At 71.6% G+C, this 26,051-nt stretch carries 21 protein-coding genes; 17 read left to right on the forward strand and 4 right to left on the reverse strand.

Annotation, left to right across the window (positions count from 1 at the left end; genetic code table 11):
• Positions 1 to 4: 4 nt before the first annotated feature.
• Positions 5 to 436, reverse strand: coding sequence for a cell division protein SepF (locus ACFYOY_RS18250; protein WP_351886251.1), 432 nt, complete (start codon positions 434 to 436; stop codon positions 5 to 7).
• 233 nt (positions 437 to 669) lie between these two features.
• On the opposite strand from ACFYOY_RS18250, the gene ACFYOY_RS18255 reads away from it, so the two are divergent.
• The 10 genes from ACFYOY_RS18255 (at position 670) to ACFYOY_RS18300 (ending at position 13,318) form a co-directional block, all read left to right on the forward strand.
• Positions 670 to 1,872, forward strand: a complete 1,203-nt coding sequence (locus ACFYOY_RS18255) for a DUF5685 family protein (RefSeq protein WP_351886392.1) — start codon at positions 670 to 672, stop codon at positions 1,870 to 1,872.
• A gap of 501 nt (positions 1,873 to 2,373) precedes the next feature.
• Entirely contained in the window at positions 2,374 to 4,263 is a 1,890-nt protein-coding gene (locus ACFYOY_RS18260) for an FAD/NAD(P)-binding protein (protein ID WP_388588018.1), read from the forward strand.
• A 67-nt stretch (positions 4,264 to 4,330) separates the two neighbouring features.
• Positions 4,331 to 5,221: an amino acid ABC transporter permease gene (locus ACFYOY_RS18265; RefSeq protein WP_388588020.1), complete on the forward strand. Its 891-nt coding sequence runs from the start codon at positions 4,331 to 4,333 to the stop codon at positions 5,219 to 5,221.
• Between the two features lie 5 nt (positions 5,222 to 5,226).
• On the forward strand, positions 5,227 to 5,979 hold the full coding sequence (locus ACFYOY_RS18270; protein WP_351886389.1) for an amino acid ABC transporter ATP-binding protein: 753 nt from the start codon (positions 5,227 to 5,229) through the stop codon (positions 5,977 to 5,979).
• Positions 5,980 to 6,086: 107 nt separating this feature from the next.
• Positions 6,087 to 7,049 carry an ABC transporter substrate-binding protein gene (locus tag ACFYOY_RS18275; protein WP_351886242.1) on the forward strand — a complete coding sequence of 321 codons (963 nt, stop codon included), beginning with the start codon at positions 6,087 to 6,089 and terminating at the stop codon, positions 7,047 to 7,049.
• Positions 7,050 to 7,081: 32 nt separating this feature from the next.
• Entirely contained in the window at positions 7,082 to 8,173 is a 1,092-nt protein-coding gene (locus tag ACFYOY_RS18280; protein ID WP_351886239.1) for an LLM class flavin-dependent oxidoreductase, read from the forward strand.
• Entirely contained in the window at positions 8,170 to 9,471 is a 1,302-nt protein-coding gene (locus tag ACFYOY_RS18285; protein WP_388588024.1) for an NtaA/DmoA family FMN-dependent monooxygenase, read from the forward strand. The genes ACFYOY_RS18280 and ACFYOY_RS18285 overlap by 4 nt, the downstream gene beginning before the upstream one ends.
• 322 nt (positions 9,472 to 9,793) lie before the next feature.
• Entirely contained in the window at positions 9,794 to 10,699 is a 906-nt protein-coding gene (locus ACFYOY_RS18290) for a S1 family peptidase (protein ID WP_351886234.1), read from the forward strand.
• A 240-nt stretch (positions 10,700 to 10,939) separates the two neighbouring features.
• Positions 10,940 to 11,872: a slipin family protein gene (locus ACFYOY_RS18295; protein WP_351886231.1), complete on the forward strand. Its 933-nt coding sequence runs from the start codon at positions 10,940 to 10,942 to the stop codon at positions 11,870 to 11,872.
• A 369-nt stretch (positions 11,873 to 12,241) separates the two neighbouring features.
• Positions 12,242 to 13,318 carry a S1 family peptidase gene (locus ACFYOY_RS18300; protein ID WP_351886228.1) on the forward strand — a complete coding sequence of 359 codons (1,077 nt, stop codon included), beginning with the start codon at positions 12,242 to 12,244 and terminating at the stop codon, positions 13,316 to 13,318.
• Positions 13,319 to 13,448: 130 nt separating this feature from the next.
• Here the strand turns inward: ACFYOY_RS18300 and ACFYOY_RS18305 are convergent, their stop codons facing one another.
• Together ACFYOY_RS18305 and ACFYOY_RS18310 are read right to left on the reverse strand one after the other, a co-directional pair.
• Positions 13,449 to 13,892 (reverse strand): subtilase-type protease inhibitor, encoded by a 444-nt coding sequence (locus ACFYOY_RS18305; protein ID WP_059146915.1) that lies wholly within the window; start codon positions 13,890 to 13,892, stop codon positions 13,449 to 13,451.
• A gap of 387 nt (positions 13,893 to 14,279) precedes the next feature.
• Complete coding sequence (locus tag ACFYOY_RS18310; RefSeq protein ID WP_351886224.1) at positions 14,280 to 14,732, reverse strand: PPOX class F420-dependent oxidoreductase; 453 nt, start codon at positions 14,730 to 14,732, stop codon at positions 14,280 to 14,282.
• Between the two features lie 227 nt (positions 14,733 to 14,959).
• Here ACFYOY_RS18310 and ACFYOY_RS18315 point away from each other — a divergent pair, with 227 nt between their 5' ends.
• From ACFYOY_RS18315 to ACFYOY_RS18325, 3 genes are all read left to right on the forward strand, one after another.
• A complete protein-coding gene (locus tag ACFYOY_RS18315; RefSeq protein WP_351886221.1) occupies positions 14,960 to 18,583 on the forward strand; it encodes a DNA polymerase III subunit alpha in 3,624 nt (1,207 codons plus the stop codon).
• A gap of 611 nt (positions 18,584 to 19,194) precedes the next feature.
• Positions 19,195 to 20,232 (forward strand): helix-hairpin-helix domain-containing protein, encoded by a 1,038-nt coding sequence (locus ACFYOY_RS18320; RefSeq protein WP_351886386.1) that lies wholly within the window; start codon positions 19,195 to 19,197, stop codon positions 20,230 to 20,232.
• A gap of 297 nt (positions 20,233 to 20,529) precedes the next feature.
• Positions 20,530 to 21,432 carry an alpha/beta fold hydrolase gene (locus tag ACFYOY_RS18325; RefSeq protein WP_351886218.1) on the forward strand — a complete coding sequence of 301 codons (903 nt, stop codon included), beginning with the start codon at positions 20,530 to 20,532 and terminating at the stop codon, positions 21,430 to 21,432.
• A gap of 128 nt (positions 21,433 to 21,560) precedes the next feature.
• Here the strand turns inward: ACFYOY_RS18325 and ACFYOY_RS18330 are convergent, their stop codons facing one another.
• Positions 21,561 to 21,977 (reverse strand): organic hydroperoxide resistance protein, encoded by a 417-nt coding sequence (locus tag ACFYOY_RS18330; RefSeq protein WP_059147019.1) that lies wholly within the window; start codon positions 21,975 to 21,977, stop codon positions 21,561 to 21,563.
• Between the two features lie 117 nt (positions 21,978 to 22,094).
• Between ACFYOY_RS18330 and ACFYOY_RS18335 the strand changes: the two genes are divergently transcribed.
• The 4 genes from ACFYOY_RS18335 to ACFYOY_RS18350 all read left to right on the forward strand — a co-directional run bounded on the left by ACFYOY_RS18335 (position 22,095) and on the right by ACFYOY_RS18350 (position 26,035).
• A complete protein-coding gene (locus ACFYOY_RS18335) occupies positions 22,095 to 22,607 on the forward strand; it encodes a MarR family transcriptional regulator (protein WP_351886214.1) in 513 nt (170 codons plus the stop codon).
• A 143-nt stretch (positions 22,608 to 22,750) separates the two neighbouring features.
• Positions 22,751 to 24,094 carry an MFS transporter gene (locus ACFYOY_RS18340; RefSeq protein WP_388588032.1) on the forward strand — a complete coding sequence of 448 codons (1,344 nt, stop codon included), beginning with the start codon at positions 22,751 to 22,753 and terminating at the stop codon, positions 24,092 to 24,094.
• Complete coding sequence (locus ACFYOY_RS18345) at positions 24,087 to 25,052, forward strand: D-2-hydroxyacid dehydrogenase family protein (RefSeq protein WP_388588035.1); 966 nt, start codon at positions 24,087 to 24,089, stop codon at positions 25,050 to 25,052. Before ACFYOY_RS18340 ends, ACFYOY_RS18345 begins: the two co-directional genes overlap by 8 nt.
• Positions 25,049 to 26,035: an MBL fold metallo-hydrolase gene (locus tag ACFYOY_RS18350; RefSeq protein ID WP_351886206.1), complete on the forward strand. Its 987-nt coding sequence runs from the start codon at positions 25,049 to 25,051 to the stop codon at positions 26,033 to 26,035. The genes ACFYOY_RS18345 and ACFYOY_RS18350 overlap by 4 nt, the downstream gene beginning before the upstream one ends.
• Positions 26,036 to 26,051: the final 16 nt, after the last annotated feature.

The following is a 26,051-nucleotide window of genomic DNA, read 5'->3' on the forward strand; positions in this document are numbered from 1 at the left end:
GGGCCTAGCTCTGGTTGAAAAAGCCCGTGGCGTGGCCGGCCGGGCCGCTGACGATCTGGTAGTCCGCGGGGGTGAGGAGGAAGACGCGGTTGGCCACGCGGTCGATCGAGCCGCGCAGCCCGAAGATCAGCCCGGCCATGAAGTCCACCACGCGCTTGGCGTCGGCCGACTCCATCGTCGTGAGATTGACGATGACCGGAACGCCCTCCCGGAACATCTCGCCGATGCCGCGGGCATCCCGGAACCCGTCCGGGGTGACCGTGGCGATCCGAGAGCCGTGGTCCTGCGCGGTCTCGTCGGCCACCCGCGCTCGCGGGTCGGTCATCCAGGAGTCGCCGGGCTCGGACCCCTCGGCGTAGTCGTCGTCGTAGTAGCGCTCGTCATCGCTGTCGTCGACGAGGCCAAGCCAGGCACTCGCCTTGCGTACCGATCCCATAGACGCCTCCTCTCCCTGATGGTGTGTACCGTCCGCCCCTCTATGGTCGTCCATGATGCGGATGGTCTGCCACGTGGATTGCGGCCGCACAGGGGATTCGTGACGTTACTGGTGCACAACGGCTGGCGCCATATCAGAGTTCCACCTGCTTATGGGGGCTGACGGAGCGACGGGTAGAATCCGCCGCGGCCGGACGGGTGACGTCGGGGACGTACGGGTGAACGGGGTTCGTGGTGTTTGGCATTATCCGGCCTTGTCGGCATCGGCTCTCGGAAAACCTGCGCACCGAGTGGATGGCGCATTTGTGCGGGCTGTGCCTCGCGTTGCGGGGTGACCACGGGCAGTTCGCCCGCGTCGCCACCAATTACGACGGCCTGGTGATATCGGTGCTGGTGGAGGCCCAGGCCGGACGGTCGGACGGCTGGCGGCGCACCGCCGGGCCCTGCCCGCTGCGCGGGATGCGGACGGCGTCGGTCGCCCAGGGCGAGGGGGCGCGGCTGGCGGCCACCGTCTCGCTGGTGCTGGCCTCGGCGAAGGTACGGGACCATGTCGCGGACGGCGACGGGGCGTTGGCCCGGCGGCCGGTCGCCGCGGCCGCCCGCCGGGTGGCCGGGCGGTGGGACCGGGCGGGGGAGCGCAGCGGCGCCGCGCTCGGCTTCGACACCGCCCTGCTGCTCGACGCGGTCGGCCGGCAGGCGGAGCTCGAGTCCCACGCGGGCCCCGGCACCTCGCTGCTGACCATCACCGAGCCCACCGAGACCGCGACCGCCGCGGCCTTCGGGCACACCGCCGTCCTGGCCGGGCGCCCCGGCAACCGGACCCCGCTGGAGGAGGCGGGCCGGCTCTTCGGGCGGCTCGCGCATCTGCTGGACGCGGTGGAGGACCTGACCGAGGACGCCGAGACCGGTGCCTGGAATCCGATCGCGGCCACCGGAGCCGACCTCGCCGAGGTCCGCAGGCTGTGCGACGACGCGGTCCACGGGGTGCGGCTGGCGCTGGGGGACACCGAATTCGCGGGCAAGGGCTCCGGCCGGCTCGCCCATGTGCTGCTGGTCCATGAACTGGAGCGCGCGGTCGACCGCACCTTCGGCACTACCGGCTGTGCGCACACCGGCCACGGCCCCGGCACCCCGGAGTCCTCCTACGGGCCGCCGCAGTCGCCATGGATCACCCCGGGCGGCCCCGGCGGCGCCCCGCCGGAGCCGCCCGGGCGCCGCCGGGGGCTGCTCGCCGGCTGCCTGGTGTGGACCGGGCTCTGCTGCACCTGCCAGGTGTGCTGCCGGGATCCGTACCACGACCCGTGGTCCGGGCAGCCGCGCGAGGGCCTGTGCCATAAGTGCGGTGACTGCTGCGACTGTTGTGACTGCTGTAGCAACTGCGGCGACTGCTGCAGCTGCGACTGCTGTGATGGTTGTGACTGCGGCTGCGACTGTTAGCCGACGGACGGGAACAGGGACACGAAGGGCGGGGGAAACGGAACAGGCGGTGCCGGGGCACCCGAGGGGAGGGGCGGAGCGCTGAAGCGTGTGGGAAGGCCGAAGGCGCGTGACGACGCGGATATGCGGCGGCCACACCGGGGGAGGGAATCCGGCGGGCGCGGGCGAAGCCTCGAAGCGCTGGGGAAGGGAGTCCCCCTACGGCAGCGGAGGCGGGCGGTCAGCCCGAACAGGACGACGACCACACTCGACCGAAGTCGATGTGGTCGCGCGTGACCAGTCGCTGCCTTGAGTCCATGGGCCAAGTGGAGCAGCCATCCGCTTCCGCGTCAACCGCGGTGAGACGCGCTGCTCACAGTTCGGACAGTCTTGACAGCGCACCGTGGGGACGCTTTAACCTCGGGCTCATGTCGAGCTGAGGGGCTCGCCTGCCGAGCTGAGGGGTTCGGCCGTGTGTGAAGGCCATGCGTGTGTTCACTTCAGAACTCACGGAGCCTCCGCATGTCCGCGAACCCGGACCAGCCTTCCCGATCACCCGCCACGATCGTCATCGTCGGCGCGGGCCCGCGTGCCACCGGCCTGATCGAGCGCCTCGCCGCCAACGCCCCCGAACTGCACGGCGACGGCGCCCCGTTCGAGCTGCACCTGGTTGATCCGCATCCGCCCGGCGGCGGCCGCATCTGGCGCCCGGACCAGTCCCCGCTGCTGTGGATGAACTCCATGGCCGAGGACGTCACCATGTTCACCGACGAGTCGGTGGAGCGCGAAGGACCGATACGCCCCGGCCCCTCCCTCGCCGAATGGGCCGACGAGGTCCGCGAGGAAGGGCCGGCCGGCGCCCGCGCCCTGCCGCCCGAACTCGCCGCCGAGGCCGCCACCCTGACCGGGCAGAGCTTCGCCACCCGACGCCTCCAGAGCGCCTATCTGCGCTGGGTGTACGAGCGGTCGGTGGCCGGCCTGCCGCCCGGGACCACCGTCCATGAGCACCGGGACCGGGCCGTCCGTGTCACCGGGCCGCGCGACGGACGTCAACAGGTGTGGCTGGAGGGGCGGACCGCACCGCTCACCGCCGACGCCGTGGTCCTCGCCCTCGGCCATCTCGACGCCGAACCCGGCGCCGAGCAACGGGCGCTCACCGCCTTCGCCGCCGAGCACGGCCTGGTCCACCTGCCGCCGGAGTTCACCGCCGACAGCGATCTGAGCGCGCTGCGCCCCGGCGAGCCGGTGCTCGTGCGCGGCCTCGGCCTCGCCTTCGTCGATCTGATGGTGCTGCTCACCGAGGGGCGCGGCGGACGCTATGAGCGCGGCTCGGACGGGGAGTTGGCCTACCGGCCCTCCGGCCGCGAGCCCGTGCTGTACGCCGGTTCGCGGCGCGGCGTTCCGTACCACGCCAAGATCGGCTACTCGCTGAGCGGTGAGCGGCCCCCGGTGCCGCGCTTCTTCGGCCCCGCCCAGGTCGACGCGTTGCGCTCGCTTCCCGGGCGTCCGGATTTCCGGCGCGACGTCTGGCCGCTGATCGCCAAGGAGCTGGGATTCGCCCACTACCACCGGCTGTTCACCGCCCATCCGGAGCGGACGGCCGGGGAGTGGCCCGCGTTCGAGGAGAAGTACGCCGCCTGCCCGCCCGGCAGCCCCGAACTGGACGCCCTGGTCGCCGCGGCCGTCCCCGACCCGGCCGACCGGCTCGATCTCGACGCCCTCGACCACCCCCTGGCCGGGCTGCGGTTCCCCGACCACGAGGCCCTGCAGCAGGGGCTGCGCGCCCATGTCGAGGCCGACCTCGCTCGCCGGCACAACCCCGAGCACAGCCCTGACCTGGCCGTCTTCCTCGCCCTGCTCTCCGTCTACGGCCAGTTGATCCGGCTCGGCGACATCGGCGGCTGGTGGCACGGCTTCTTCAGCTACCTTGCCTCCGGCCCGCCCGGCCCACGGCTCGAGCAGCTGCTCGCGCTCTCCCGCGCCGGAGTGGTCCGCTTCCTCGGCGCCGAGACGACCGTGACCGCCGATCCGCTGCGAGGGGTGTTCCGGGCGAGCTCCGCCAGCGTGCCCGGCCATGCCATCGAGGCCCGTGCGCTGGTCGAGGCCCGGCTGCCGGAGCCGACCGTGGACCGCTCCCGCGACACCCTGCTGCGCTCCCTGTACCGCGACGGCGCCGCCGCCACCCCGGCCGGACTGCTCGCGGTCAGCCCCGCCGACGCCCGGATCCTGGACCGGGCCGGCCGTCCGTATCCGCGCCGCTTCGCGCTCGGGCCGCACACCGACGCCCGCGCCTCCGGCGCCTTCGCCCGGCCCCGTACCAACGCCCCCGCGTTCCGGCAGAACGATGCCACCGCGCGGGCCCTGCTGCGCTGTCTGCGCGACCTGTCCTGTCGCGCCTCGCTCACCGCCTGAGCATCCCCCCGGACGACCGTTCCCGGGAAAACCTCCGCTCTCCTCCGAAGGACCCGAAGGACCCTCCATGTCGCTGACGTCCGATCCACCCCTCGACAAAGCCGCCGAAAGTGGCGCCGAACGCGAGGACTACTCCGCCCTCAAGGTCGTCCCGGTGCGCCACCCCTGGCGCTGGGCCGCCGTTGCCATCACCGCCGTCCTGGTGGCCCAGTTCGCCCACGGCCTGATCACCAACTCCGGCTGGGAGTGGGACGTCTTCGCCGAGTTCTTCACCACCCGGACCATCCTCAAGGCGGTCTGGATCACCATCCAGCTCACCTTCTACGGCACCGCGCTCGGCTTCGCCCTCGGGATCGTCCTCGCCTTCATGCGGCTGTCCCAGAGCCCGTTCCTGAAGTCGGTCGCCTTCACCTACATCTGGGCGTTCCGCTCCATCCCGCTCATCGTCCAGCTGCTCTTCTGGTTCAACCTCACCTATCTCTACAAGCGGCTCGACTTCGGCATCCCCTTCGGCCCCGGCTTCTTCTCCTTCGACACCGCGGGGCTGGTCGGCGCGATGAGCGCGGCGGTGCTCGGACTCGCCCTCCACCAGGCGGCCTACGCGGCGGAGATCGTGCGCGGCGGAGTCCTCGCCGTCGACGGCGGACAGCTCGAGGCGGCGGCCGCGCTCGGCATCCCCCGGCTGCGGCAGCTGCGCCGGATCGTGCTCCCGCAGGCGATGCGGTCGATCCTGCCGAACGCCGCCAACGAGGTCATCTCGCTCTTCAAGGGCACCTCGATCGTCTCCGTCATGGCGATCGGCGAGCTCTTCTACCAGGTGCAGGTCATCTACGGACGCAACGGCCGGGTCGTGCCGCTGCTGATGGTCGCGACCGTCTGGTACATCATCCTGACCACCGTGCTCTCGATCGCGCAGTACTACGTCGAGCGCCGCTTCTCACGGGGAGCCACCCGATGACCGCCATGGTCGACATCCGTTCCGTCCACAAGAGCTTCGGGTCGCTGGAGGTGCTGCGCGGCATCGACCTGGAGGTGCGCTCCGGAGAGGTGGCCGTCGTCCTCGGGCCGTCGGGCTCCGGCAAGTCCACCCTGCTGCGCGCCATCAACCACCTGGAGAAGGTGGACAGCGGCTGGATCAGCGTCGGCGGCTCGCTGGTCGGCTACCGCCGCCAGGGCGACCGCCTCTATGAGCTGCGCGAACGCGAGATCCTCAAGCAGCGCACCCGGATCGGCTTCGTCTTCCAGAACTTCAACCTCTTTCCGCATCTGACGGTGCTGGAGAACATCATCGAGGCACCGGTCTCGGCCCTGCGCCGCCCCAGGAAAGAGGCGGTCCACAGCGCCGAGACGCTGCTCGCCCGGGTCGGTCTGGCCGACAAGGCGGCCGCGTACCCCCGGCAGCTCTCCGGCGGACAGCAGCAGCGGGTGGCGATCGCCCGCGCCCTCGCTCTGGAGCCCGAGCTGCTGCTCTTCGACGAGCCGACCTCCGCCCTCGACCCCGAACTGGTCGGCGAGGTCCTCGACGTCATCAAGGGCCTGGCCCATCAGGGCACCACGATGATCGTCGTCACTCATGAGATCGGCTTCGCGCGGGAGGTCGCCGACACCGTCGTCTTCATGGACGACGGCCGGATCGTCGAGCAGGGCCCACCGGCCGAGGTGCTGGACGCCCCACGCCAGGAGCGCACCAAGGCGTTTCTCTCCAAAGTCCTCTGAGGCCACCGGTGTTCACGAGACCACCGAGGTCCGCGAGACGACCGGTGTCCACCAGGCCACCGATGTTCACCAGGCCACCGATGTTCACCCACGCAAGGAGCACCCCCGTGAAGACCCGCCGCACCCTCGTCACCGCCGTCGCCGCCCTCACCGCAGCCGCCCTGCTCGGCGGCTGCGGCGACGGCGATGGCCAGGAGACGGTGGGCTCCAAGGGCACGAAGGGCGCCATCAACATCGGCCCCGACCAGCACCGCGTCAGAGGGAAGAAGGTCGCCTCGATCGCGGCGAAGGTGCCGGCCGCGATCCGTGAGCGTGGCACCCTGCGCATCGGCGGCAGCGCCGACGCCTCCCCGCCGCTCGGCTTCTACGCGACCGACGACAAGACCCGGATCGGCTCCGAGATCGACCTCGCCACGCTGGTCGCCGACACCCTCGGGCTCAAGGTCGACTTCCAGGCGGTCTCCTGGGAGAACCTCTTCGTCGGCCTCGACAGCTCCAAGTTCGACGCGGTCTTCTCCAATGTGACGGTCACCGAGGAGCGCAAGGAGAAGTACGACTTCGCCACCTACCGGCTGGACGACCTCGCCTTCGAGGCCAAGAAGGGCGCCTCCTGGAGGGTCAAGGGCCCCAAGGACGTGGCGGGCAAGACCATCTCGGTCTCCTCCGGCACCAACCAGGAGAAGATCCTGGTCGACTGGAGCAAGGAGAACGAGAAGGCGGGCCGCGAGCCCGTGGACATCAAGTACTTCCAGAAGGACACCGATTACTACCTCGCCCTCCAGTCCGGCCGTATCGACGCCTACTTCGGCCCCCACCCCACCTCCGCCTACCACGTCGCCTCGGCCGGCCAGACCCAGGTGATCGGCCGGTTCTCGGGCGGTGGAGAGCAGGTGCAGGGCAAGATCGCGGCCACTACCCGGAAGGGCAGCGGGCTGGTCGACGCCTACGCCGCGGCCATCGACCATGTGATCAAGGACGGTTCGTACGCCAAGGTCCTGAAGCGGTGGGGGCTCTCCAGCGAGGCGGTGAAGAAGTCCGAGATCAACCCGCCTGGTCTGCCCAAGCAGTGACCCCCCACCCCCGACCCAGGAAGGCCCCGGCCATGGCCGTACCGACCGGCACCCTGCACCTGGCCGCCGCCATCGACGGCGACGGGCAGTACCAGGCGCCGTACTACGTGGAGCTCGCCCGCCTCGCCGAGGGGGGCATGCTCGACTTCATCACCCTGGACGACACCTTCGGCCCTCCGGGGCCGGGCCGGGGCAGGCTCGACGCACTCGCCGTCCTCGCGCGTGTCGCGCCCGCCACCGGGCGGATCGGACTGCTGCCGACCGTCACCACCACCCACACCGAGCCGTTCCATGTCTCCTCCGCCGTGGCCACCTTGGACTGGGTCAGCCGCGGCCGGGCGGGCTGGCGGGTCGAGGTGTCGGCGACGGAGGCGGAGGCGCGGCTGGTGGGCCGCCGCCCCGCCGCCCCCGCCGGGGAGCTGTGGGCCGAGGCGGGGGAGGTCGCCGATGTGGTGGCCCGGCTGTGGGACAGCTGGGAGGACGGCGCCGAGATCCGTGACACCGCCACCGGCCGTTTCATCGACCGCGACAAATTGCACTACGTGGACTTCGAGGGCGCGCACTTCTCGGTGCGCGGCCCGGCCATCGTGCCCCGGCCGCCGCAGGGCCACCCGGTGGTGGCCATCGCCGCCACCGACCCGGTGACCTGGCAGACCGCGGCCCGACACGCCGATGTGGTGTACCTCCGCGCCACCTCCCCGGAGGAGGCGGGCCGCATCCGCGACGAACTGCGGCGCCGCGCGGTGGCCCACGGCCGGGAGGCCCGCGCGCTCACCGTGCTCGCCGCCGTCGCGGTGGACCTGGCCGACGGGGAGGGCGCGGCCGGGAACGCCCCGCCGGTCGCGCTGACCGACACGCCCGGAGGGCTCCCGCTGTACCGCGGGGAGCCGGCCGGGCTCGCCGAGCTGATCACCGGCTGGCATCACGCCGACGCGGTGGACGGTTTCCACATCACCCCCGTCGCCCCACGCCATGACCTGGAGCGTTTCGTCAACGGCACCGTGGCGCTGCTCCAGCACCGAGGGCTGTTCCGCACCTTCTATCCCGGTGCGACACTCCGCGACCACCTGGGGCTTTCCCGCCCGGCCAGCCGCTACGCCCTGGCGAGGAAGGTCGCCCGATGAGCAGGCAGCACACGCAGATCCATCTCGCGGCCCACTTCCCGGGCGTCAACAACACCACCGTCTGGACGGATCCCCGCTCCAGAAGCCAGATCGACTTCGCCTCCTTCGAACATCTCGCGCGCACCGCCGAGCGCGGGCTGTTCGACTTCTTCTTCCTCGCCGAGGGGCTGCGGCTGCGCGAGCACAACGGCCGGATCCACGACCTCGACGTGGTCGGCAGGCCCGAGTCGATCACCGTGCTGAACGCGCTCGCGGCCGTCACCGAACGGCTGGGGCTGGCCGCCACCGTCAACGCCACGTTCAACGAACCGTACGAACTGGCCCGCCGGCTGGCCTCCCTGGACCATCTCAGCGGGGGCCGCGCCGCCTGGAACGTGGTCACCTCCTCCGACGCCTTCACCGGCGAGAACTTCCGGCGCGGCGGCTTCCTGGACCGGGCCGACCGCTACACCCGGGCCGCCGAGTTCGTCGCCACCGCCCGTGAGCTGTGGGACTCCTGGACGCCGGACGGCACGCCCCGCCCGTTCGCCCACACCGGCCGGCACTTCACCATCGACGGCGAGTTCGGCGTGGAGCGCTCACCGCAGGGCCATCCGGTGGTGATCCAGGCCGGGGACTCCGACGAGGGCCGGGAGTTCGCCGCCTCCGCCGCCGACATCATCTTCACCCGGCACGGCTCGCTGGAGGCCGGGCGCGCCTTCTACGCCGACGTCAAGCGGCGGCTGGCGCGGTACGGGCGCGCCCCGGAAGAGCTGAAGATCATGCCCGGGGTGACCCTGGTCCTCGGCGACACCGCGGCCGACGCCCAGGAGAAGGCGGCGGAGATCCGGCTCCAGCAGGTCTCACCGCAGACCGCGCTCCTCACCCTGGAACAGATCTGGGGTGTGGACCTGTCCGGCTACGACCCGGACGGGCCACTTCCGGACTTCGACCCCGCCCCCGACTCCCAGCTGGCCCAGGGCCGGGTGCGGCACGGTGATCCGCTGGCCGTCGCCGCCAAGTGGCGGGCGCTGTCGGAGGAGAAAGGGCTGTCCATCCGGCAGACCGTCATCCAGGCGAACGGACGTCAGTCGTTCATCGGCACCCCGGAGGCGGTCGCCGCGCAGATGGCGGAATTCGTCGCCGCCGACGCCGCCGACGGCTTCATCCTCGTCCCGCATCTGACCCCCGGCGGGCTCGATGACTTCGTGGACCGGGTGGTGCCGCTGCTCCAGGAGCGGGGGGTGTTCCGCACCGCGTACACCGGTACGACACTCCGTGACCACCTGGGACTTCCCTATCCGGGGGAGCGGGGCTGAGCGGCTTTGTGCCGGCCCGGCCGGGGGGTGTGACCGGCCGACGCCATAGCGGAACCCGATCGCCCGTGCGTCCGTCTCAGGGGTTACCCAGGGGATGGGAGCACAAGCCCCGGCGGCCTGAACCCGCCGGGGCTATGTGGCGTGTGCCCGAAGGCTGTTCCGAATTGTCCTCTTGCGCGGTCTGCCCGCGGCCACGAATACTTCCGGAAGCGCTTGTCAGGGGCACGCCGAATCGGGTCGTATCGGGTCATCGACGTGCTCATTGACTGCGCCTCACGGGCCTGCCCACCCAGGCGGACCCCCGATTCCCCCGGAGGAAGAGTTGAGGATCAAGCGCAACGCCCCCCACGGCAAGCAGGCGAGACGCATCGCCCTGATCGCCGCGACCTCCGCCCTGGTGGCCGGAGCGGCACTCGCCGCCCCCGCCGCCTACGCCGGAAGTGACGGCGCCCGCACCTTCAGCGCGGCGGAGGCCAAGTCGGCGAGCAACGCCGTCCTCGAGGCCGATGTCGCGGGCACCGCCTGGTATGTCGACAAGGCGACCAACAAGCTCGTCGTCACCGCCGACAGCACGGTGTCCCAGAGCGAGATAGCCAAGATCAAGAACACCGCCGGCGCGAGCGCCGACGCGATCGAGGTCAAGCGGACCTCGGGCAAGATTCAGAAGCTGATCTCGGGCGGAGACGCTATCTACGCGGATAGCTGGCGCTGCTCCCTCGGCTTCAACGTGCGCAACAGCAGTGGGGCCAACTACTTCGTCACCGCCGGTCACTGCACCGACGGTGCGGGTACCTGGTGGTCGAACTCCAGTCACTCCACCACCATCGGCCCGACGTCCGGCTCCAGCTTCCCGACCAACGACTACGGTCTGGTCCGGTACAGCGGCTCGGTCACCCCCCAGGGCACCGTCGGCAGCCAGGACATCACCTCGGCCGCCAACCCGACCGTGGGCCAGACGGTCACCCGGCGCGGCTCCACCACCGGCATCCACAGCGGCCGGGTCACCGCGCTGAACGCCACGGTCAACTACGGCAACGGCGACATCGTCTACGGCATGATCCAGACCACGGTCTGCGCCGAGCCCGGCGACAGCGGTGGCCCGCTCTACGCCGGCTCCACCGCCCTCGGCCTCACCTCCGGCGGCAGCGGTAACTGCACCTCCGGTGGCACCACGTTCTTCCAGCCGGTCGTCGAGGCGCTGAACGCGTACGGCGTGAGCGTCTACTGATCGGCGCCGTCCCTTCGCTGATCATCTCCGCACCAGGCTGAACGAGAGCCCCCGTCCGGGCCACCGGACGGGGGCTCTCCGCGCCTCCGGGCGGGAGCCTCGCCGCATCCCTGGGTGGAGCCATTCCGTGCCGCCGGAAGGGGGCATTCCGCAGCCCTCCCCACTGTCCGACGAGCGGACTATCGTGGACATGTACCCCACGAGGGGCATTGTTCACGATACGGACGGCAGGTGGCCGTGATGGTCGATGCGCTCGTGACATTGATAGTGGTACTGGCTTGCCTCGGCGCCCTTGGCGTGCTGGCCGCGGCCCGGGTGGTCAAGCAGTACGAGCGGGGTGTGGTCTTCCGGCTCGGGAGGCTGCGCTCGGATATCCGGGGGCCCGGGTTCACCATGATCACTCCGATGGTCGACCGGCTCCAGAAGGTCAATATGCAGATCGTGACGATGCCCGTGCCCGCCCAGGAGGGCATCACCCGGGACAATGTGACCGTGCGGGTCGACGCCGTCGTCTACTTCAGGGTCGTGGACCCGGCCGAAGCGCTCATCGAGGTCGAGGACTACCGCTTCGCCGTCTCCCAGATGGCCCAGACCTCGTTGCGGTCGATCATCGGGAAGAGCGATCTGGACGATCTGCTCTCCAACCGGGAGAAGCTCAACCAGGGCCTCGAGCTCATGATCGACAGCCCGGCCGTCGGCTGGGGCGTCCATATCGACCGGGTGGAGATCAAGGACGTGTCGCTGCCGGAGACCATGAAGCGGTCGATGGCCCGCCAGGCGGAGGCCGACCGGGAGCGTCGCGCCCGGGTCATCAACGCGGACGCGGAGCTGCAGGCGTCGCGGAAGCTGGCCGAGGCCGCCGCCCAGATGGCCGACACCCCCTCGGCCCTCCAGTTGCGGCTGCTGCAGACGGTGATGGCGGTCGCCGCCGAGAAGAACTCCACGCTGGTGCTGCCCATCCCGGTCGAGCTGCTGCGCTTCCTGGAGCGGGGTGCACAGGAGATCCCGGCCACGGCCCGGGCGGAGGGCGATGCGGAAGGCGGCGCCCCGGCCGCCGGTCCGGCCACCGCCCCGGAGCGGGAGACCGCGCCCGCGCAGCCGGCCCAGCCCGCCCGGCAGGCGATGCCGACGCTCACCGAGCGCGAGCCGGAGCCGCGTGGTGTGGACCGGTGAAAGGAAACCCCGCCTCTCCCGCCGGAGTCGATCTGATCCGTCAAGAGGGCTCTCGCCAGAGGGTCTTTCGCCAGGGGATCCCGCGAGGTTGATTCGCCCGGTTTGACGGCCCGTCCGGATACCTGATTCGGTGCCCGTACACCCAGAAGGTGTGCGGGCACCGCCATGTCCGGACATGAGGCCGCCGGGTAAATTTCACGCCCGTGACGCGAACGCACCCTTGTGCGCGGCCGGTGGTGATGGGAATACTCGGCGGCGCAATTTGGCATGGACGCGCCCCTGAGTGGGGAGAAGCGCCATGTCACTACGCCCTCCGGGCCCTGGCACCCCACTGCCGTCGGGCCCAACCCCCCACTGGAAGGCAGAGACTTGAAGCACCGCCGCATACCCAAGCGTCGTGTCGCCATAGCCGGAGCCGGCATCGCGGCCCTGGTCGCCACGGGCATCACCCTGCAGAGCGCCAACGCCGCCCCCGGTGAGACCCAGCCCGATACCCTCTCGGTCGGCGCCGCCGGAAAGCTCGCCAACACCCTCACCTCCTCGCTCAAGAGCGACACGGCGGGTGCGTACTACGACGCCAAGGCCAAGAAGCTGGTCGTCAATGTGGTCAACAAGGGCGTCGTGGACAAGGTCCGGGACGCCGGGGCTGAGGTCAAGGTCGTCAAGCACACCCTGGCCGAGCTGAGCGAGGCGCGTCAGACGCTCAAGGAGAAGGCCACCATCCCCGGCACCTCGTGGTCGGTGGACCCCAGAAGCAACAAGGTCGTCGTCACCGCGGACAGCTCCGTCAAGGGCGCCCGGATGGCCACCCTCGACAAGGTCGCCGACGCGCTGGGCGACAAGGTCGAGGTGAAGCGCTCGGCCGGTAAGTTCTCCACCTTCATCGCCGGTGGCGACGCCATCTGGGGCAACGGCGGGCGCTGCTCGCTGGGCTTCAACGTGGTCAAGGGTGGTCAGCCGTACTTCCTGACCGCCGGTCACTGCACCGAGGCCATCAGCAGCTGGTCGGACTCGCAGGGCGGCGAGGAGATCGGCACCAACGAGGGCAGCGACTTCCCCGGTAACGACTACGGGCTGGTCAAGTACACCAAGGACACCGACCACCCGAGCGCGGTCGACCTCTACAACGGCAGCACCCAGGCCATCTCCAAGGCCGGTGACGCCACGGTCGGCCAGAAGGTGACGCGCAGCGGCTCCACCACTCAGGTGCACGACGGCGAGGTCACCGGCCTCAACGCGACCGTCAACTACCAGGAGGGGACGGTCGAGGGGCTGATCCAGACCACGGTCTGCGCCGAGCCCGGCGACAGTGGCGGCGCGCTCTTCGCGGGCGACACGGCGCTGGGTCTGACCTCCGGCGGCAGCGGTGACTGCTCCTCGGGCGGCGAGACCTTCTTCCAGCCGGTGCCGGAGGCGCTGCAGGCGTTCGGCGCCGAGATCGGCTGACCTGGGAGGCGTTTCGCTCCCGTGTGAACAAGAGCAGGCCCCCGGACACCCGTGGACGGTGTCCGGGGGCCTTCCCTTGCTGCGCTCAGTCTGTCGTACTCATTGCCGTACTCGTCGGTCGTTCAGCCGGTCAGAACTCGAAGACCATCGTCGGGGCCGCGCTCTTGAAGCAGTTGTTCGCGAAGGTGTGCTCGTACGACACCCGGCGGCCGTCCCAGATCCCCTCGGCGGTGACCGTGATGGGGTGCCACTCCTTGGTGCACACCCGGCCGGGCTCCGCGCCGGTGCGCAGCTGGCCGAACGTGCCGCCCACGGAGCGGAGTTCGGCGCATGCCTTGGCGGGTGCCGGGTGGGTGCCGGTGGCGGTGGGGCGACAGCTCAGTGTCACCGCTCGCTGGACCTCGGTCGTGGCCCCGTCGGCCCCCCAGCCGACGGTGAGGACCAGTGCGGAGGGCGGGTACAGGCTCTGCGGCTTGGCGGGCTGGGCGCTCGCCGTGCCGCTCGTGCCGATCCCCAGCACGGCGCTCACGGCCAGAGCGGCTCCGAGCCCGATCGCCCCAGTAGTCTTCCGCATTTCGAACACTCCCTTGCTCGTCGTTGCAGATACCGGACGGAGTCTTACGCGGTGCGCGTCAGGAACGCACGTCGATCGAGCACTTCCGGTCGCTACAAGTAGTCGTTCGGTGGCTTATTGTCGCGTGCGGGAGATGGCCGGGCGCGGAACGCCGCGTGGCGACCGGGTGCGCGACGGCGCGCCGTTGCGCCCCTCGGAGGACCCCGGCGCCGTTTCGCGCCCCCGGTGGAGGGCGTGCTCAGCGAGGTGCCCGATGCGCTCAAATCGATTCAAGGACGCTCAAATGGGCAATCCCGGGCGATGTCCATGATGCCTCTGGGGCGAGGGCTGCCGCATGCCCCGCCAGAGCGAGAACCTGCCAGGGCAAGCTGACCGGTGGTGGCCGCTCTAGCCCAGCTCTCCACTCAGGGCCCCGGCCTGCCGGCCCCAGCCATAGCCGCGCCCCACGCGCAACCGCAGCACCAGCCGCCGCTCGGCCACCATCGCGGTGCGGAACTCCTGCCAGTCCGGATGGTCGCCCTGGATCGCGCGGTAGACCTCCACCAGCTCATCGGCGGTGGCGTCATGGGGGTCGGCGGCGACCGGCGTCAGCTCGGCGTCGCCCTCGGTCACCAGATAGGAGGAGTGGTCCCCGCTGGTGACGTAGAAACTCGCGCGCGGATCGCGGCGCAGATTGCGGGTCTTGGCGCGGTCATCGGTGACCGAGATCCGGATGAGGCGCGTCGCGGGGGCATAGGTGAAGGCGACATTGGACAGCTGCGGCCGTCCATCACGCTTGAGGGTGACGAGCGCGCCGGTGCGCTGCTCCCGTAGCAGATCGAGCAGGGATCCCTCCGTCATGGTGATCAGCATACGCGCGGGCCGGTGGCCGGCCCATGGATTCGACCGACCGGCTTCCGCGCGTCGCGTTCGCAAGGCGACACGCGGGATTAAAGGGCGTTTTAGGTGCTTATGGTGGAGAGAGGGAGCGCGATCGAACCGACTCGCACGCTTGTTCGAGAATGGGGTTATGGTGGGGCGTGGGACAAGCAGGGTCGGTCAGGGGGTGTGAGCAGCGGGAGGTGCGGATGCCAGGCTTCACGCATCTGCACACCGCGTCCGGGTTCTCCATGCGGTACGGGGCCGCACACCCGGAGCGGCTGGCGCAGCGTGCCGCCGAGCGCGGTATGGACGCGATCGCGCTGACCGACCGCGACAGCCTCGCCGGAGCGGTGCGGTTCGCCCGGGCGTGCGAGCGCGCGGGGGTGCGGCCGCTCTTCGGGGTGGACCTCGCCGTACGGAGGGAGGACCCGGAGCCGGGGCGCACCGTTCGGCGCCGTACGCCGGTGCGCGGCGGGGCGTTCATCGACGAGTCCACCCCCCGGGCGGTCTTTCTCGCCCGGGACGGCGCGGCCGGCTGGGCCGCGCTGTGCGGGCTGGTTTCCGCCGCCCACGCGGGGCTCACCCACTCCGGATCCGCCCGGACGAACGGCGACGGGCCGCCCCTGCTGCACTGGCGCGACCTGGTGAGCGACCCCGGCGCGCTCGCCCCGCTGACCGTGCTGCTCGGCCCGGACTCCGACGTCGGCCGGGCCCTGGCCGCCGGGCGCCCCGACCGGGCCGCGCGGCTGATCGCCCCCTGGCGTGAACTCTTCGGCGACGCGCTGCGGCTGGAAGCCGTATGGCACGACCGCACCGGCACCGGCCCGGGCTCGCTGCGGCTCGCCGCCCGTACCGTCGGCTTCGCCGCCGACCAGGGCATCCCGGCCGTCCTGAGCAACGCCGCCCGTTACGCCGACCCGGGGGAGGGGCCGGTCGCCGATGTCCTGGACGCGGCCCGCCGGCTCGTCCCCATCGACCCGCGCACCCCCGGGGCGCTCGACAGCGGTGAGCGCTGGCTCAAGGGGCCCCGGGACATGGCGAAGGCGGCCGAGCGGATCGTGGAGGCGGCCGGGATGCGGCGGGACGCCGCGCACGGCCTGCTGGAGGAGACCCGGCGCACCGCCGCCGCGTGTCTGGTCGACCCCGAGGACCACATCGGCCTGGGCAGCATCCACTTCCCCGAGCCCCGGCTGGTCGGGGCCGGGCGGCGGAGCGCCGAGCGGGTGCTGCGGTCGCGCTGCGCCGCCGCCATGGTGCTGCGGGGGTACGACCGGGACCGGGTGCGCTGGGAGCGGCTCGAGGACGAGCTGCGCACCATCGAACGGCTCGGCTTCGCCTCGTACTTCCTCACCGTCGCGCAGGTCGTCGACGACACCCGGGAGCTCGGCATCCGAGTGGCCGCCCGTGGTTCCGGCGCCGGGTCGTTCGTCAACCATCTGCTGGGCATCAGCCACGCCGACCCGGTGGCGGGCGGCCTGCTGATGGAGCGCTTCCTGTCGGTGCGGCGCGCCGCGCTGCCCGATATCGACATCGATGTGGAGTCCGCGCGCCGGCTCGACGTCTATCGCGCGATCTTCGAGCGGTTCGGGGCGGAGCGGGTCGCGACCGTCTCGATGCCGGAGACCTACCGGGTGCGCCATGCCGTACGGGACGTGGGTGCGGCGCTCGGCATGGACCCGGCCGAGGTGGACCGGCTCGCCAAGTCCTTCCCGCACATCCGCGCCCGCGATGCGCGCGCGGCGCTCGCGGAACTGCCCGAGCTACGGGCGGTCGCTGCCGAGCAGGAACGTTTCGGCAAGCTCTGGGACCTGGTCGAGGCGCTCGACGGGCTGCCCCGTGGCATCGCCATGCACCCCTGCGGCGTGCTGCTCTCGGACGCCGGGCTGCTGGCCCGTACGCCCATCGTGCCGACCAGCGGCGAGGGCTTTCCCATGTCGCAGTTCGACAAGGACGACGTGGAGGAGCTCGGACTGCTCAAGCTCGATGTCCTCGGGGTGCGGATGCAGTCCGCGATGGCGCACGCGGTCGCGGAGATCCGGCGGACCACCGGGCGGGTCGTGGACATCGACGACCCCGGGCAGGTCCGGCCCGGCGATCCGGCCACCTACGACCTGATCCGCTCCACCGAGACGCTCGGCTGCTTCCAGATCGAATCGCCCGGTCAGCGCGATCTCCTTGGCCGGCTGCAGCCCACCTCCTTCCACGATCTCGTGGTCGACATATCGCTCTTCCGGCCGGGTCCGGTCGCCGCCGACATGGTCCGGCCCTTCATCGACGCCCGGCACGGCCGCAAGCCCGCGCGCTATCCGCATCCGGACCTGGAGGACGCGCTGCGCGAGACCCACGGGGTCGTGGTCTTCCACGAGCAGATCATCAAGATCGTGTCGATCATGACCGGATGTGAACGGGACCTCGCCGACGAGGCGCGGCGCGCGCTGTCCGATCCCGAGCGGCAGGGGCGGGTGCGGGCCTGGTTCCACGCGGAGGCGGAGAAGCGGGGCTACGCGCCGGAGGTACGGCTGCGCACCTGGGAGATCGTCGAGGCGTTCGGCTCGTACGGCTTCTGCAAGGCGCATGCCGTCGCCTTCGCGGTCCCGACGTATCAGTCCGCCTGGCTCAAGGCACACCATCCGGCCGCCTTCTACGCCGGGCTGCTCACCCATGACCCCGGGATGTACCCGAAGCGGCTGCTGCTGGCGGACGCGCGGCGGCGCGGGGTGCCGATCCTGCCGCTGGATGTGAACCGGTCGGGCGCCGCCTATCGAATCGAACTGACGTCTGGTGATTCTCGGGGCGGACGCGATGAGGAGGACAGGCACAGCAAGGGGAACGGGCACAACGAGGAGGACAGGCACAGCAAGGGGAGCGGAGACAGCATCGGCGTCCGGCTGGCGCTGAGCGACGTCCACGGCATCAGCGAGGCCGAGACCGAGCGGATCGCGGCCGGACAGCCCTACTCCTCGCTCCAGGACCTGTGGCTGCGCGCCCACCCCGGGCGGCCGGTCGCCGAACGGCTGGCCCAGGTCGGCGCGTTGGACGCGTTCGGCACCAGCCGCCGCGATCTGCTGCTGCAGATCGCCGAACTGCACCGGCAACAGCGGGGCACCGCCGCCCGGCATAACGCGGAGGGTCAGCTTCCGCTGGCCGAAACCGGCCCCGCCGCCCCCGCCGGGCTTCCCGACCTCGACGCGGACGAACGCCTCGGCGCCGAACTCGGCATCCTCGGCATGGACGTCTCCCGCCATCTGATGGGCGACCACCGGGACTTCCTGGAGGAATTGGGCGCGATCCCCGCGAAGCGGCTGCGCGACGCGCCGCACGGGGAGGTCGTGCTCGTCGCCGGCGCCAAGGCCGCCACCCAGACCCCGCCGATCCGCTCGGGGCGCCGGGTCATCTTCACCACGCTCGACGACGGTACGGGGCTGGTCGACTGCGCCTTCTTCGACGACAGCCACGCGGCGTGCGCGCACACCGTCTTCCACTCCTGGCTGCTGCTCGTACGCGGCGTGGTCCAGCGGCGCGGCCCGCGCAGCCTCAGCGTCGTCGGCTCGGCCGTGTGGAACCTCGCCGAACTGGCCCAGCTCAGGAAGGAGGGCGGCCTCGAAGCGGTCGCCGCCGAACTGGCGGGGGCGGGCCCGGAGACGGCCGAAGCGGGCTCCGGTACCGGCCGCGAAGCGGGCCCCGATTCCGGCAGTGACTCCGACTCCGGCCGCCGGATCGAGATGCCCACCGGTTACGCCATGCACCCCTGGGCCGACCTCCAGCCCGCGGGCGACCAGGCCGCCACCGGCCGCAAGTTGTGGCATGCGAGCCCGGGGAGCGCGGGATGATTTTCGGCCACCCCCTCCAGGTCCGCCCGCCGGGCAGCACCCTGCCGGGTGCCGTGGCAGGGGCGTATCCGCTCGATTCGCCCCGCCCGCCGGGCACTACCCGGCCCGGGGCCGGGGCCGAGGCGCGTCCGGCCGGTGCCGTGGCTGGGGCACGTCTGCCCGCCGTTGTGGCCGGGACGCACCCGGTCGCGCCGACGGCCGTGGCCAGGGTGCGTGGTGGTGTGGTCTCCTTGGCCTCCTTCGTCACCTTGGCCGCCTCCGCCGAACGCCCGGCGGGCGCCGTTGTGTGCCCGCCCGCGGCGGCGTCGCCGAAGTCGCCCGTGCCGAAGGACCGACAGCCGCGCCGTGCTTCCGGGGCCACCTCGCCCGGCCACCTGGCCGAGGCGCGCTCGGCCGCGCCGGCGCCCGAGGGCGGGGTGGACGAAGGGGCCTCGGGGGCCTCGGGTGGCGTCGGGGGAGTGACCGAAGAGGGCGACGTGGCCGAGGATTCGTCGGCCGGGCCCCGGGCCGGAGGCTCGGGCGGCGGGGGCTCGGCTGGGGCGGGCGAGGATTCGGCTGAGGCGGGTGGGGGCGGCGGGGGCCGGGCCCCGGGCCCGGGCCAGCAGAACGACGTGCCGCATGTGTTGTACGTGCGGTTTCATCCCGCGCCCGGGGAGGACGTCTACCAGGGCCTGCTCACCCTGCTCGGCGAGCTGACGCCCGTCGTCGAGGCGCTGCCGCCCGATGCCGCGTTCGCGGATGTGCGGGGTGCGCTGCGGTACTTCGGGCGGGACGCGGCGGGGCTGGCCGAGATCGTACGGGTCCGGGCGCTGGCCCGGTACGGCGTGGACTGCACCGTCGGCGTCGCCGCCAACCCCCTGCTCGCCCGCATGGCCGCCCAGGAGGCCCAGGAGTCCGGTGCCCCCGCATCCAGGGGCGGCCGGTCCGGCGGCGGGTCCGGCCAAGCGGCCGGGTCCGTCCGTACCGTTCCCGGCGACCCGGACGCCGTCGCCGCGTTCCTGGCGCGCAAGCCGCCCATCGCCCTGCCCGGGGTGGGGCCCGCGACCGCGCGCACCCTGAGCGCGTACGGGCTGGACAGCGCCGCGCGGATCGCCGCCGCGCCGCTGTCCACCCTGCAGCGGATCCTCGGCGCGACGACCGCGCGCCGCGTCCACGCGTGGGCGCGCGGTATCGATCCGGCGCCGGTCACCCCGAACGCCCCCGCCCGTGCGATGGGTGCGGAACACCGCTTCCGTCACGACGAGTTGGACCCCGTCCGCAGGCGCCGCGCGCTGCTCACCCTCGCCGACGGGCTCGGTGTCCGGCTGCGGACGAGCGGGCAGGTCGCGGCCGCGATCAGCGTCACCGTGCGCTACGCCGACCGCTCCACGACCACCCGCTCCCGCACCCTGACCGAGCCGACCGCGCACACCCCCGCACTGACCGCCGCCGCGTACGCGCTGCATGACGCGCTCGGGCTGCAGCGGGCCCGGGTGCGGTCCGTGGCGTTGCGCGTCGAGGGGCTGATGGACGCCGAACTCGCCTCCCATCAGCTCACGTTCGACCCCGCGGACGAGAAGTCACGCCGCCTGGAGGCCGCCGCCGACCGGGCCCGGGCCCGCTTCGGCATCTCCGCGGTCCGGCCCGCCGGATTCCTCGACGTCGCATAGCGTCGCCGGATTCCTGGGCGTGGCGTGGCCCCGCCGGACTCCTCGACGTCGCGTAACCTCGCCAGCACCACGGATGTCGGGTAACCCCACCAGTTCCCTGGTTGTCACGTAGCCCATCGGATTCCTGGACGTCGCGTGAAAAGGGTGTAAACGTTCCTTCACCGGCGAATGGCTGGATGCCTTTGCTACTCGCGCGTAATTTCGATTGAGCGCACCACTTCTTGTGATCCGGATCGCAGGGCGCAGCGCAAGCGCACCGTCAGCGCGACTCTCCCCCACCAGCGAGGAGTTCATGTGATGCTGCCCCGGAGGCGTATCCGGCGATTCCGGAAGACCACGAAGACCAAGCCCCGTACCTTACTACCCGCCCTGGCCCTCGCGGTCGCGGCGACCGCGGCGACCCCCACCGCCGCGCTCGCCACGGACACCGCGTCGCAGGGGGTGAGCAGCGGCTGGAACGACTACTCCTGCAAGCCCTCGGCCCAACACCCCCGCCCCGTCGTCCTGGTGCACGGCACCCTCGGCAACTCCGTCGACAACTGGCTCGGCTTCGCGCCCTACCTGGTCAAGCGGGGTTACTGCGTCTTCTCCCTCGACTACGGCCAACTGCCCGCCGTGCCGTTCTTCCACGGTCTCGGGGCGGTCGACCAGTCCGCGAAGCAACTCTCCACCCATGTGGACCGGGTGCTCGCCGCCACCGGCGCCGCCAAGGTCGACATGGTCGGGCATTCGCAGGGCGGGATGATGCCCCGCTACTACCTCAAGTTCCTCGGTGGCGCGCCGAAGGTGAACGCCCTGGTCGGCATCGCCCCCACCAACCACGGCACCACCCTGTCCGGGCTGACGAAGCTGCTGGACTACTTCCCCGGGGTCGGCGACCTCATCGCCAAGGGCGCCCCGGGGCTGATGGACCAGGTGGTCGGCTCGGACTTCCTGCGGCGCCTCAACGAGGGCGGCGACACCGTCCCCGGAGTGCGCTACACCGTCATCGCGACCAAGTACGACGAGGTCGCGACCCCCTATCAGGCGCAGTTCCTCTCCGGTCCGAACGTCAAGAACGTGGTGATCCAGGATCTGTGCGCGACCGACATCTCGGAGCATCTGGCCATCGGGCTGACCGACGGTCTGGCCTTCCACGAGGCCGTCAACGCCCTCGATCCGGATCACGCCACCCCGACCACCTGTGCGTCGGACGACTGACGTTTGCCCGTCATGGCGCGCCCTGCCTCGGTCCGTACGAGCAGGGCGCGTCGCCCGTCGGGCTGGTCCGCCTCGCGCCGCGACCAGCCCGCCCTCGACCGCCCCGGCGACGAGCGGCCGTCGTCCGATTACTCGGCGACGAGCTCGACCTCGAGGTTGCCCTTCGTCGCCTTGGAGTACGGGCACACCTGATGCGCCTGCTCGACCAGCTTGCGGCCGGTCTCGTTCTCCAGGTCGCTCGGCAGCTCGACGCGCAGCGTCACCTTGAGCCCGAAGCCGCCGTCCGCCTCGTCCTTGCCGATGCCGACCTCGGCGGTGACGGAGATGTCCTTGGTGTCGACCTTGGTCTGGCGGCCGACGAGGCCGAGCGCGGACGCGAAGCAGGCGGCGTAGCCCGCGGCGAAGAGCTGCTCGGGGTTGGTGCCCTGGCCGTTGCCGCCGAGGGCGGGCGGCATGGCGAGCGGCAGGTCGAGCTGTCCGTCGGAGCTCACGGCCCGGCCGTCGCGTCCGTTGGCAGTGGCCACCGCGGTGTAGATCGCGTCCATGAAGACCATCTCTTTCGTGTTCAGGCAGTCGGTGAGGCGGGGGCTCGGGGGCCCCGCCTTCGAGCAGAAGTACAGCACACAATTAAGTTGTGCACAACTAAAGGGTACGCTGGGCACATGTCACACCAGTCCGACCGCACCACCGACCCCACGACCGAGGGCGCCGACCCCGAGCCGCCGTCCGCCGATGAACTGCTCCGGCTCGATCGGCAGCTCTGCTTCACCCTGCACGCCGCCTCCCGCGCCTTCGACGGTCTCTACCGCCGGGTGCTGAGCGACACGGGGCTGACCTATCCGCAGTACCTGGCCATGCTGGTGCTCTGGGAGTACGGGGAGATGCCGGTCAAGCGGCTGGGGGAGTTCCTGCGGCTGGACTCGGGTACCCTCTCGCCGCTGCTCAAGCGGATGCAGTCGGCCGGACTCGTCCAGCGCGAGCGCAGCGCACACGACGAGCGCTCGGTGACGGTCCGGCTGACGGCGGAGGGGGCGGCGCTGAAGGGGCGCGCCCAGGGCGTACCCCTGGCGGCGATCGAGGCCAGCGGCCTCGGTCTGGAGGAGGCGGTGGATCTGCAGGCGCGGGTCCGGCGGCTGACGGCGGCCCTGGACGCGGCGCTGGCCGAGGAGGCGTAGTCACCGCGCTGGAGTGATGGCGAGGGGCGCGAAGAGAGCCGTGCCCGGCCGCGAGTGTGGCCGGGAGGTGACCTGCCCCACATTTGGATCGTACGATCCGTAATTCGTTGACGGTCACGCGATGCCGGAGTACGAATTACGGCATGAACGATCCACAATTCGTCGCGAGCGATGCGGCCCGCCCTCGCACAGCGCCCGCTGACGAGCCCGGTACCGGCCCTCCGACCCTGAGCCGGGCGACGGTGCTGCTGCTGGCCGTGGTGTGTGGCGCGGCGGTGGCGAACATCTACTACGCCCAGCCATTGATGCCCGTGATATCGCGGGCGCTCGGGGTGTCCCAGGGGGCCGGCGGCCTGGTGATCACCGTCTCGCAGGTCGGCTACGCGCTCTCGCTGGCACTGCTGGTGCCCCTGGGGGACGTACTGGAACGGCGCCGTCTGGTGACCGTGCTGCTGGGCCTGAGCGCCCTCGCGCTCCTCGGTGCGGCGGCGTCCCCGTCGCTGGGGCTGCTGCTCGCCGCGATCGCCGTGGTCGGGGCGACCTCCGCGGTGGCGCAGATCGTGGTGCCCATGGCCACGTCACTGGCGCCGGATCACCAGCGCGGGTCGGCGGTGGGCACGGTGATGAGCGGGCTGCTGATCGGGATCATGGTCGCGCGTACCGTCGCCGGGGTGCTCGCCCAGATCGGTGACTGGCAGCTGGTGTTCGTCTTCGCCGCGGTCCTGATGGCGGCCCTGGCGGTCACCCTGCGCCTGGTCCTGCGCCCTGTCCCGCGGCCGGAGAGCAGCACCTATCGCCAGCTGCTGCGCTCGGTGCTTGCGCTGGTTCGCGGCGAATCGCTGCTGCGCAGGCGCATGGCCCTGGCGGCGGTCGGCATGGGCTGTTTCACCGTCCTGTGGACCGCGTCGTCGTTCCTGCTGGCCGGCCCGCCGTACGAGTTCGGCCCCGCCGTCATCGGCCTGTTCGGCCTGGCCGGGGTCGTCGGAGCCGCCGCTGCGGCGAGGGCCGGCCGGCTCGCCGACCGCGGACACGGCCGTCGGGTGACCACGGGCGGACTGGTCCTGCTGGCGGTCAGCTGGCCCGTGCTCGCCATCGCCGGCGTGGGCGGGCCGAGCGGCCTGATCGCGTTGACCGTCGGCATCATCGTGCTCAACCTTGCCCAGCAGTCCCTGTTGATCAGCCACCAGAGTGCGATCTACCGCCGGGCCCCGCACGCACGGAGCCGCGTGACGACGGCCCTCATGGTGTCCGCGTTCGCCGGGGCCACCGTCGCCTCGGCGCTGACCGCGGCGCTGTACCAGTTCGTGGGGTGGCCGGGCGTGTGCGGGCTCGGCCTGGTCATCGCACTGGCCGGAGCCGGCATCTGGATTCTGGAGCTGGTCCACCCCAGCCCCGCCGAACCGCCGGCCGCCCCGTCGGCGGCCGTGCGTCACCCGGTAGGAGCGGGCCGTGTGAGCTCGTGCCGTGAGGAGGTCGGCCGTGCCTGAGATCCACCGAGTGGCGATCCTCGACGACTACCAGGGAGTCGCGCGCGGGTACGCCGACTGGGGCACCCTGCCGGACGGCGCGCACCTCAGGGTCTTCACCGAGCCCCTGGGCGGTTCCGAGGACGTGATCGCCGCGCTGGAGCCGTTCGACGTCATCGTGGCCATGCGGGAGCGCACCGCGTTCCCGGCCGCGGTCATCGACAGGCTGCCGCACCTGCGCCTGCTGGTGACGACGGGCCCGGCCAACACGGCCATCGACGTGGCCGCGGCCCGGCGGCGCGGAATCGTGGTGGCGGGTACCCGTGGGGCGGGGCTGACATCGACGGCCGAGCTCACCTGGGGCCTGATCCACGCCCTTGCCCGCTCCATTCCCGCCGAGGACCGCGGCGTACGCGGGGGTGCCTGGCAGCGGACCGTCGGGCGCGATCTGCACGGCGCCCGCCTCGGCGTCATCGGGCTCGGCGGCGTGGGCACCCGGGTGGCCCGCGTGGGGCTCGCCTTCGGCATGGACGTCGTCGCCTGGAGCGCCCAGCTCGACGCCGAGCACGCCCGTGCCGTCGGGGTCACCCCGGTCGACAAGCGGGAACTGCTGGCCACGTCCGACGTGGTGACGATCCACCTCAAGCTCTCCGCCCGCACCACCGGACTCCTGGGCCGCGACGACCTCGCGCTCATGCGACCGGACTCGCTGCTGGTCAACACCTCGCGCGCACCCGTCGTGGACGAGGAGGCGCTGCTCGCGGCCCTGCACGCCGGGGCCATCGGCGGAGCCGGTCTGGACGTCCACTCCACCGAGCCCCTCCCGGCCGACTCGCCGTGGCGCACGGCCCCGCGCACGGTGCTCACCCCGCATCTGGGCTACGTCACCGCGGGCACCTACGACGTCTTCTACTCCGACGCGATCGAGGACATCATCGCGTACGCCGCGGGCCATCCGGTCCGCGTGGTCGCCGCGTGAGCGGACCACCCACCACCACGTACGGCACCCACGAACACGAAAGGCACGGCTCCGTGGCAACGCATGAGCAGCACACCACGACGAAAAGCGTCGAGGACGGCGACGACTCGGGATTCCGGCTCCCTGCCATCTGGACACGCACCCTGGGTGAACTCACCTTGAGCTACGTTCCCGACGCGGGCGTCGACATGATCCCGACCCGGGTCTACCCGGCCTCCGTCGAGGAGGACTGGCACGCGCACCGCACGCACATGACCGAGGCGGGCCATCTGCCCATGGGATGCGGGGCGCTGCTCGTCGAGCGGGGCGGCACCCGCCTGCTCATCGACGCCGGCCATGGCCGCATATCGGGCGAGGACCCGGAGCACTTCCAGCACGCCTTCGGCCATGTGCGGGACCTGCCCGAGTCACTGGCGGCCCTCGGCGTGGACCCGGCCGAGCTGGAGACAGTGGCCTTCACCCACTTCCACGGCGACCACACCGGGTGGGCCAGGACCGACGCGGTCGAGGATCCGCGGAGCCTCTTCACGAAAGCGCGCTGGATGGTCGGGAAGGGCGAGCTGGAGAGCGTTCCGCCCGGGACCGGCCCGATACTGGCCGGCCAGGACGAACGCACCGTGGTCGTGACCGACGGAACCGAGATCGCCGACGGCGTCCGCGCGTGGTCCCTCCCCGGGCACACCCCCGGGCACACCGCCTGGATCCTCGACACCGGCGACGGCCGGGAGGTCGTGGCCTTCGGCGACGCCATGCACTCACCGGTCCAGGTCCAGCACCCGGACTGGGAAGTGGTCCTGGACACCGACCGGAACGAGGCCGAACGGTCCCGGCGCCGGCTCGTGGACTACCTGGCTCGGGACGGGGTCTACGGCTTCGGTGTCCACTTCGCCGACCAGCAGCTGGGAACCGTCGACGGCTCCGGCCGCTGGCGCCCCTGGCCCACGCCGTCGGCCGAGTGGGGACACGGCGTCCCCGCCCGCTAAACTGGATTGATCGTTC

The organism is Streptomyces sp. NPDC007875, assembly GCF_042868035.1.
Taxonomy (GTDB): Bacteria; Actinomycetota; Actinomycetes; order Streptomycetales; family Streptomycetaceae; genus Streptomyces; species Streptomyces antimycoticus.

What these genes read in the sequence shown, in the direction of transcription:
- ACFYOY_RS18250 (WP_351886251.1), bottom strand. Translation starts at nt 436, where the DNA reads ATGGGATCGGTACGCAAGGCGAGTGCCTGGCTTGGCCTCGTCGACGAC.
- ACFYOY_RS18260 (WP_388588018.1), top strand. Translation starts at nt 2,374, where the DNA reads ATGTCCGCGAACCCGGACCAGCCTTCCCGATCACCCGCCACGATCGTC.
- ACFYOY_RS18265 (WP_388588020.1), top strand. Translation starts at nt 4,331, where the DNA reads ATGTCGCTGACGTCCGATCCACCCCTCGACAAAGCCGCCGAAAGTGGC.
- ACFYOY_RS18270 (WP_351886389.1), top strand. Translation starts at nt 5,227, where the DNA reads ATGGTCGACATCCGTTCCGTCCACAAGAGCTTCGGGTCGCTGGAGGTG.
- ACFYOY_RS18280 (WP_351886239.1), top strand. Translation starts at nt 7,082, where the DNA reads ATGGCCGTACCGACCGGCACCCTGCACCTGGCCGCCGCCATCGACGGC.
- ACFYOY_RS18285 (WP_388588024.1), top strand. Translation starts at nt 8,170, where the DNA reads ATGAGCAGGCAGCACACGCAGATCCATCTCGCGGCCCACTTCCCGGGC.
- ACFYOY_RS18295 (WP_351886231.1), top strand. Translation starts at nt 10,940, where the DNA reads ATGGTCGATGCGCTCGTGACATTGATAGTGGTACTGGCTTGCCTCGGC.
- ACFYOY_RS18305 (WP_059146915.1), bottom strand. Translation starts at nt 13,892, where the DNA reads ATGCGGAAGACTACTGGGGCGATCGGGCTCGGAGCCGCTCTGGCCGTG.
- ACFYOY_RS18310 (WP_351886224.1), bottom strand. Translation starts at nt 14,732, where the DNA reads ATGACGGAGGGATCCCTGCTCGATCTGCTACGGGAGCAGCGCACCGGC.
- ACFYOY_RS18315 (WP_351886221.1), top strand. Translation starts at nt 14,960, where the DNA reads ATGCCAGGCTTCACGCATCTGCACACCGCGTCCGGGTTCTCCATGCGG.
- ACFYOY_RS18325 (WP_351886218.1), top strand. Translation starts at nt 20,530, where the DNA reads ATGCTGCCCCGGAGGCGTATCCGGCGATTCCGGAAGACCACGAAGACC.
- ACFYOY_RS18330 (WP_059147019.1), bottom strand. Translation starts at nt 21,977, where the DNA reads ATGGACGCGATCTACACCGCGGTGGCCACTGCCAACGGACGCGACGGC.
- ACFYOY_RS18335 (WP_351886214.1), top strand. Translation starts at nt 22,095, where the DNA reads ATGTCACACCAGTCCGACCGCACCACCGACCCCACGACCGAGGGCGCC.
- ACFYOY_RS18340 (WP_388588032.1), top strand. Translation starts at nt 22,751, where the DNA reads ATGAACGATCCACAATTCGTCGCGAGCGATGCGGCCCGCCCTCGCACA.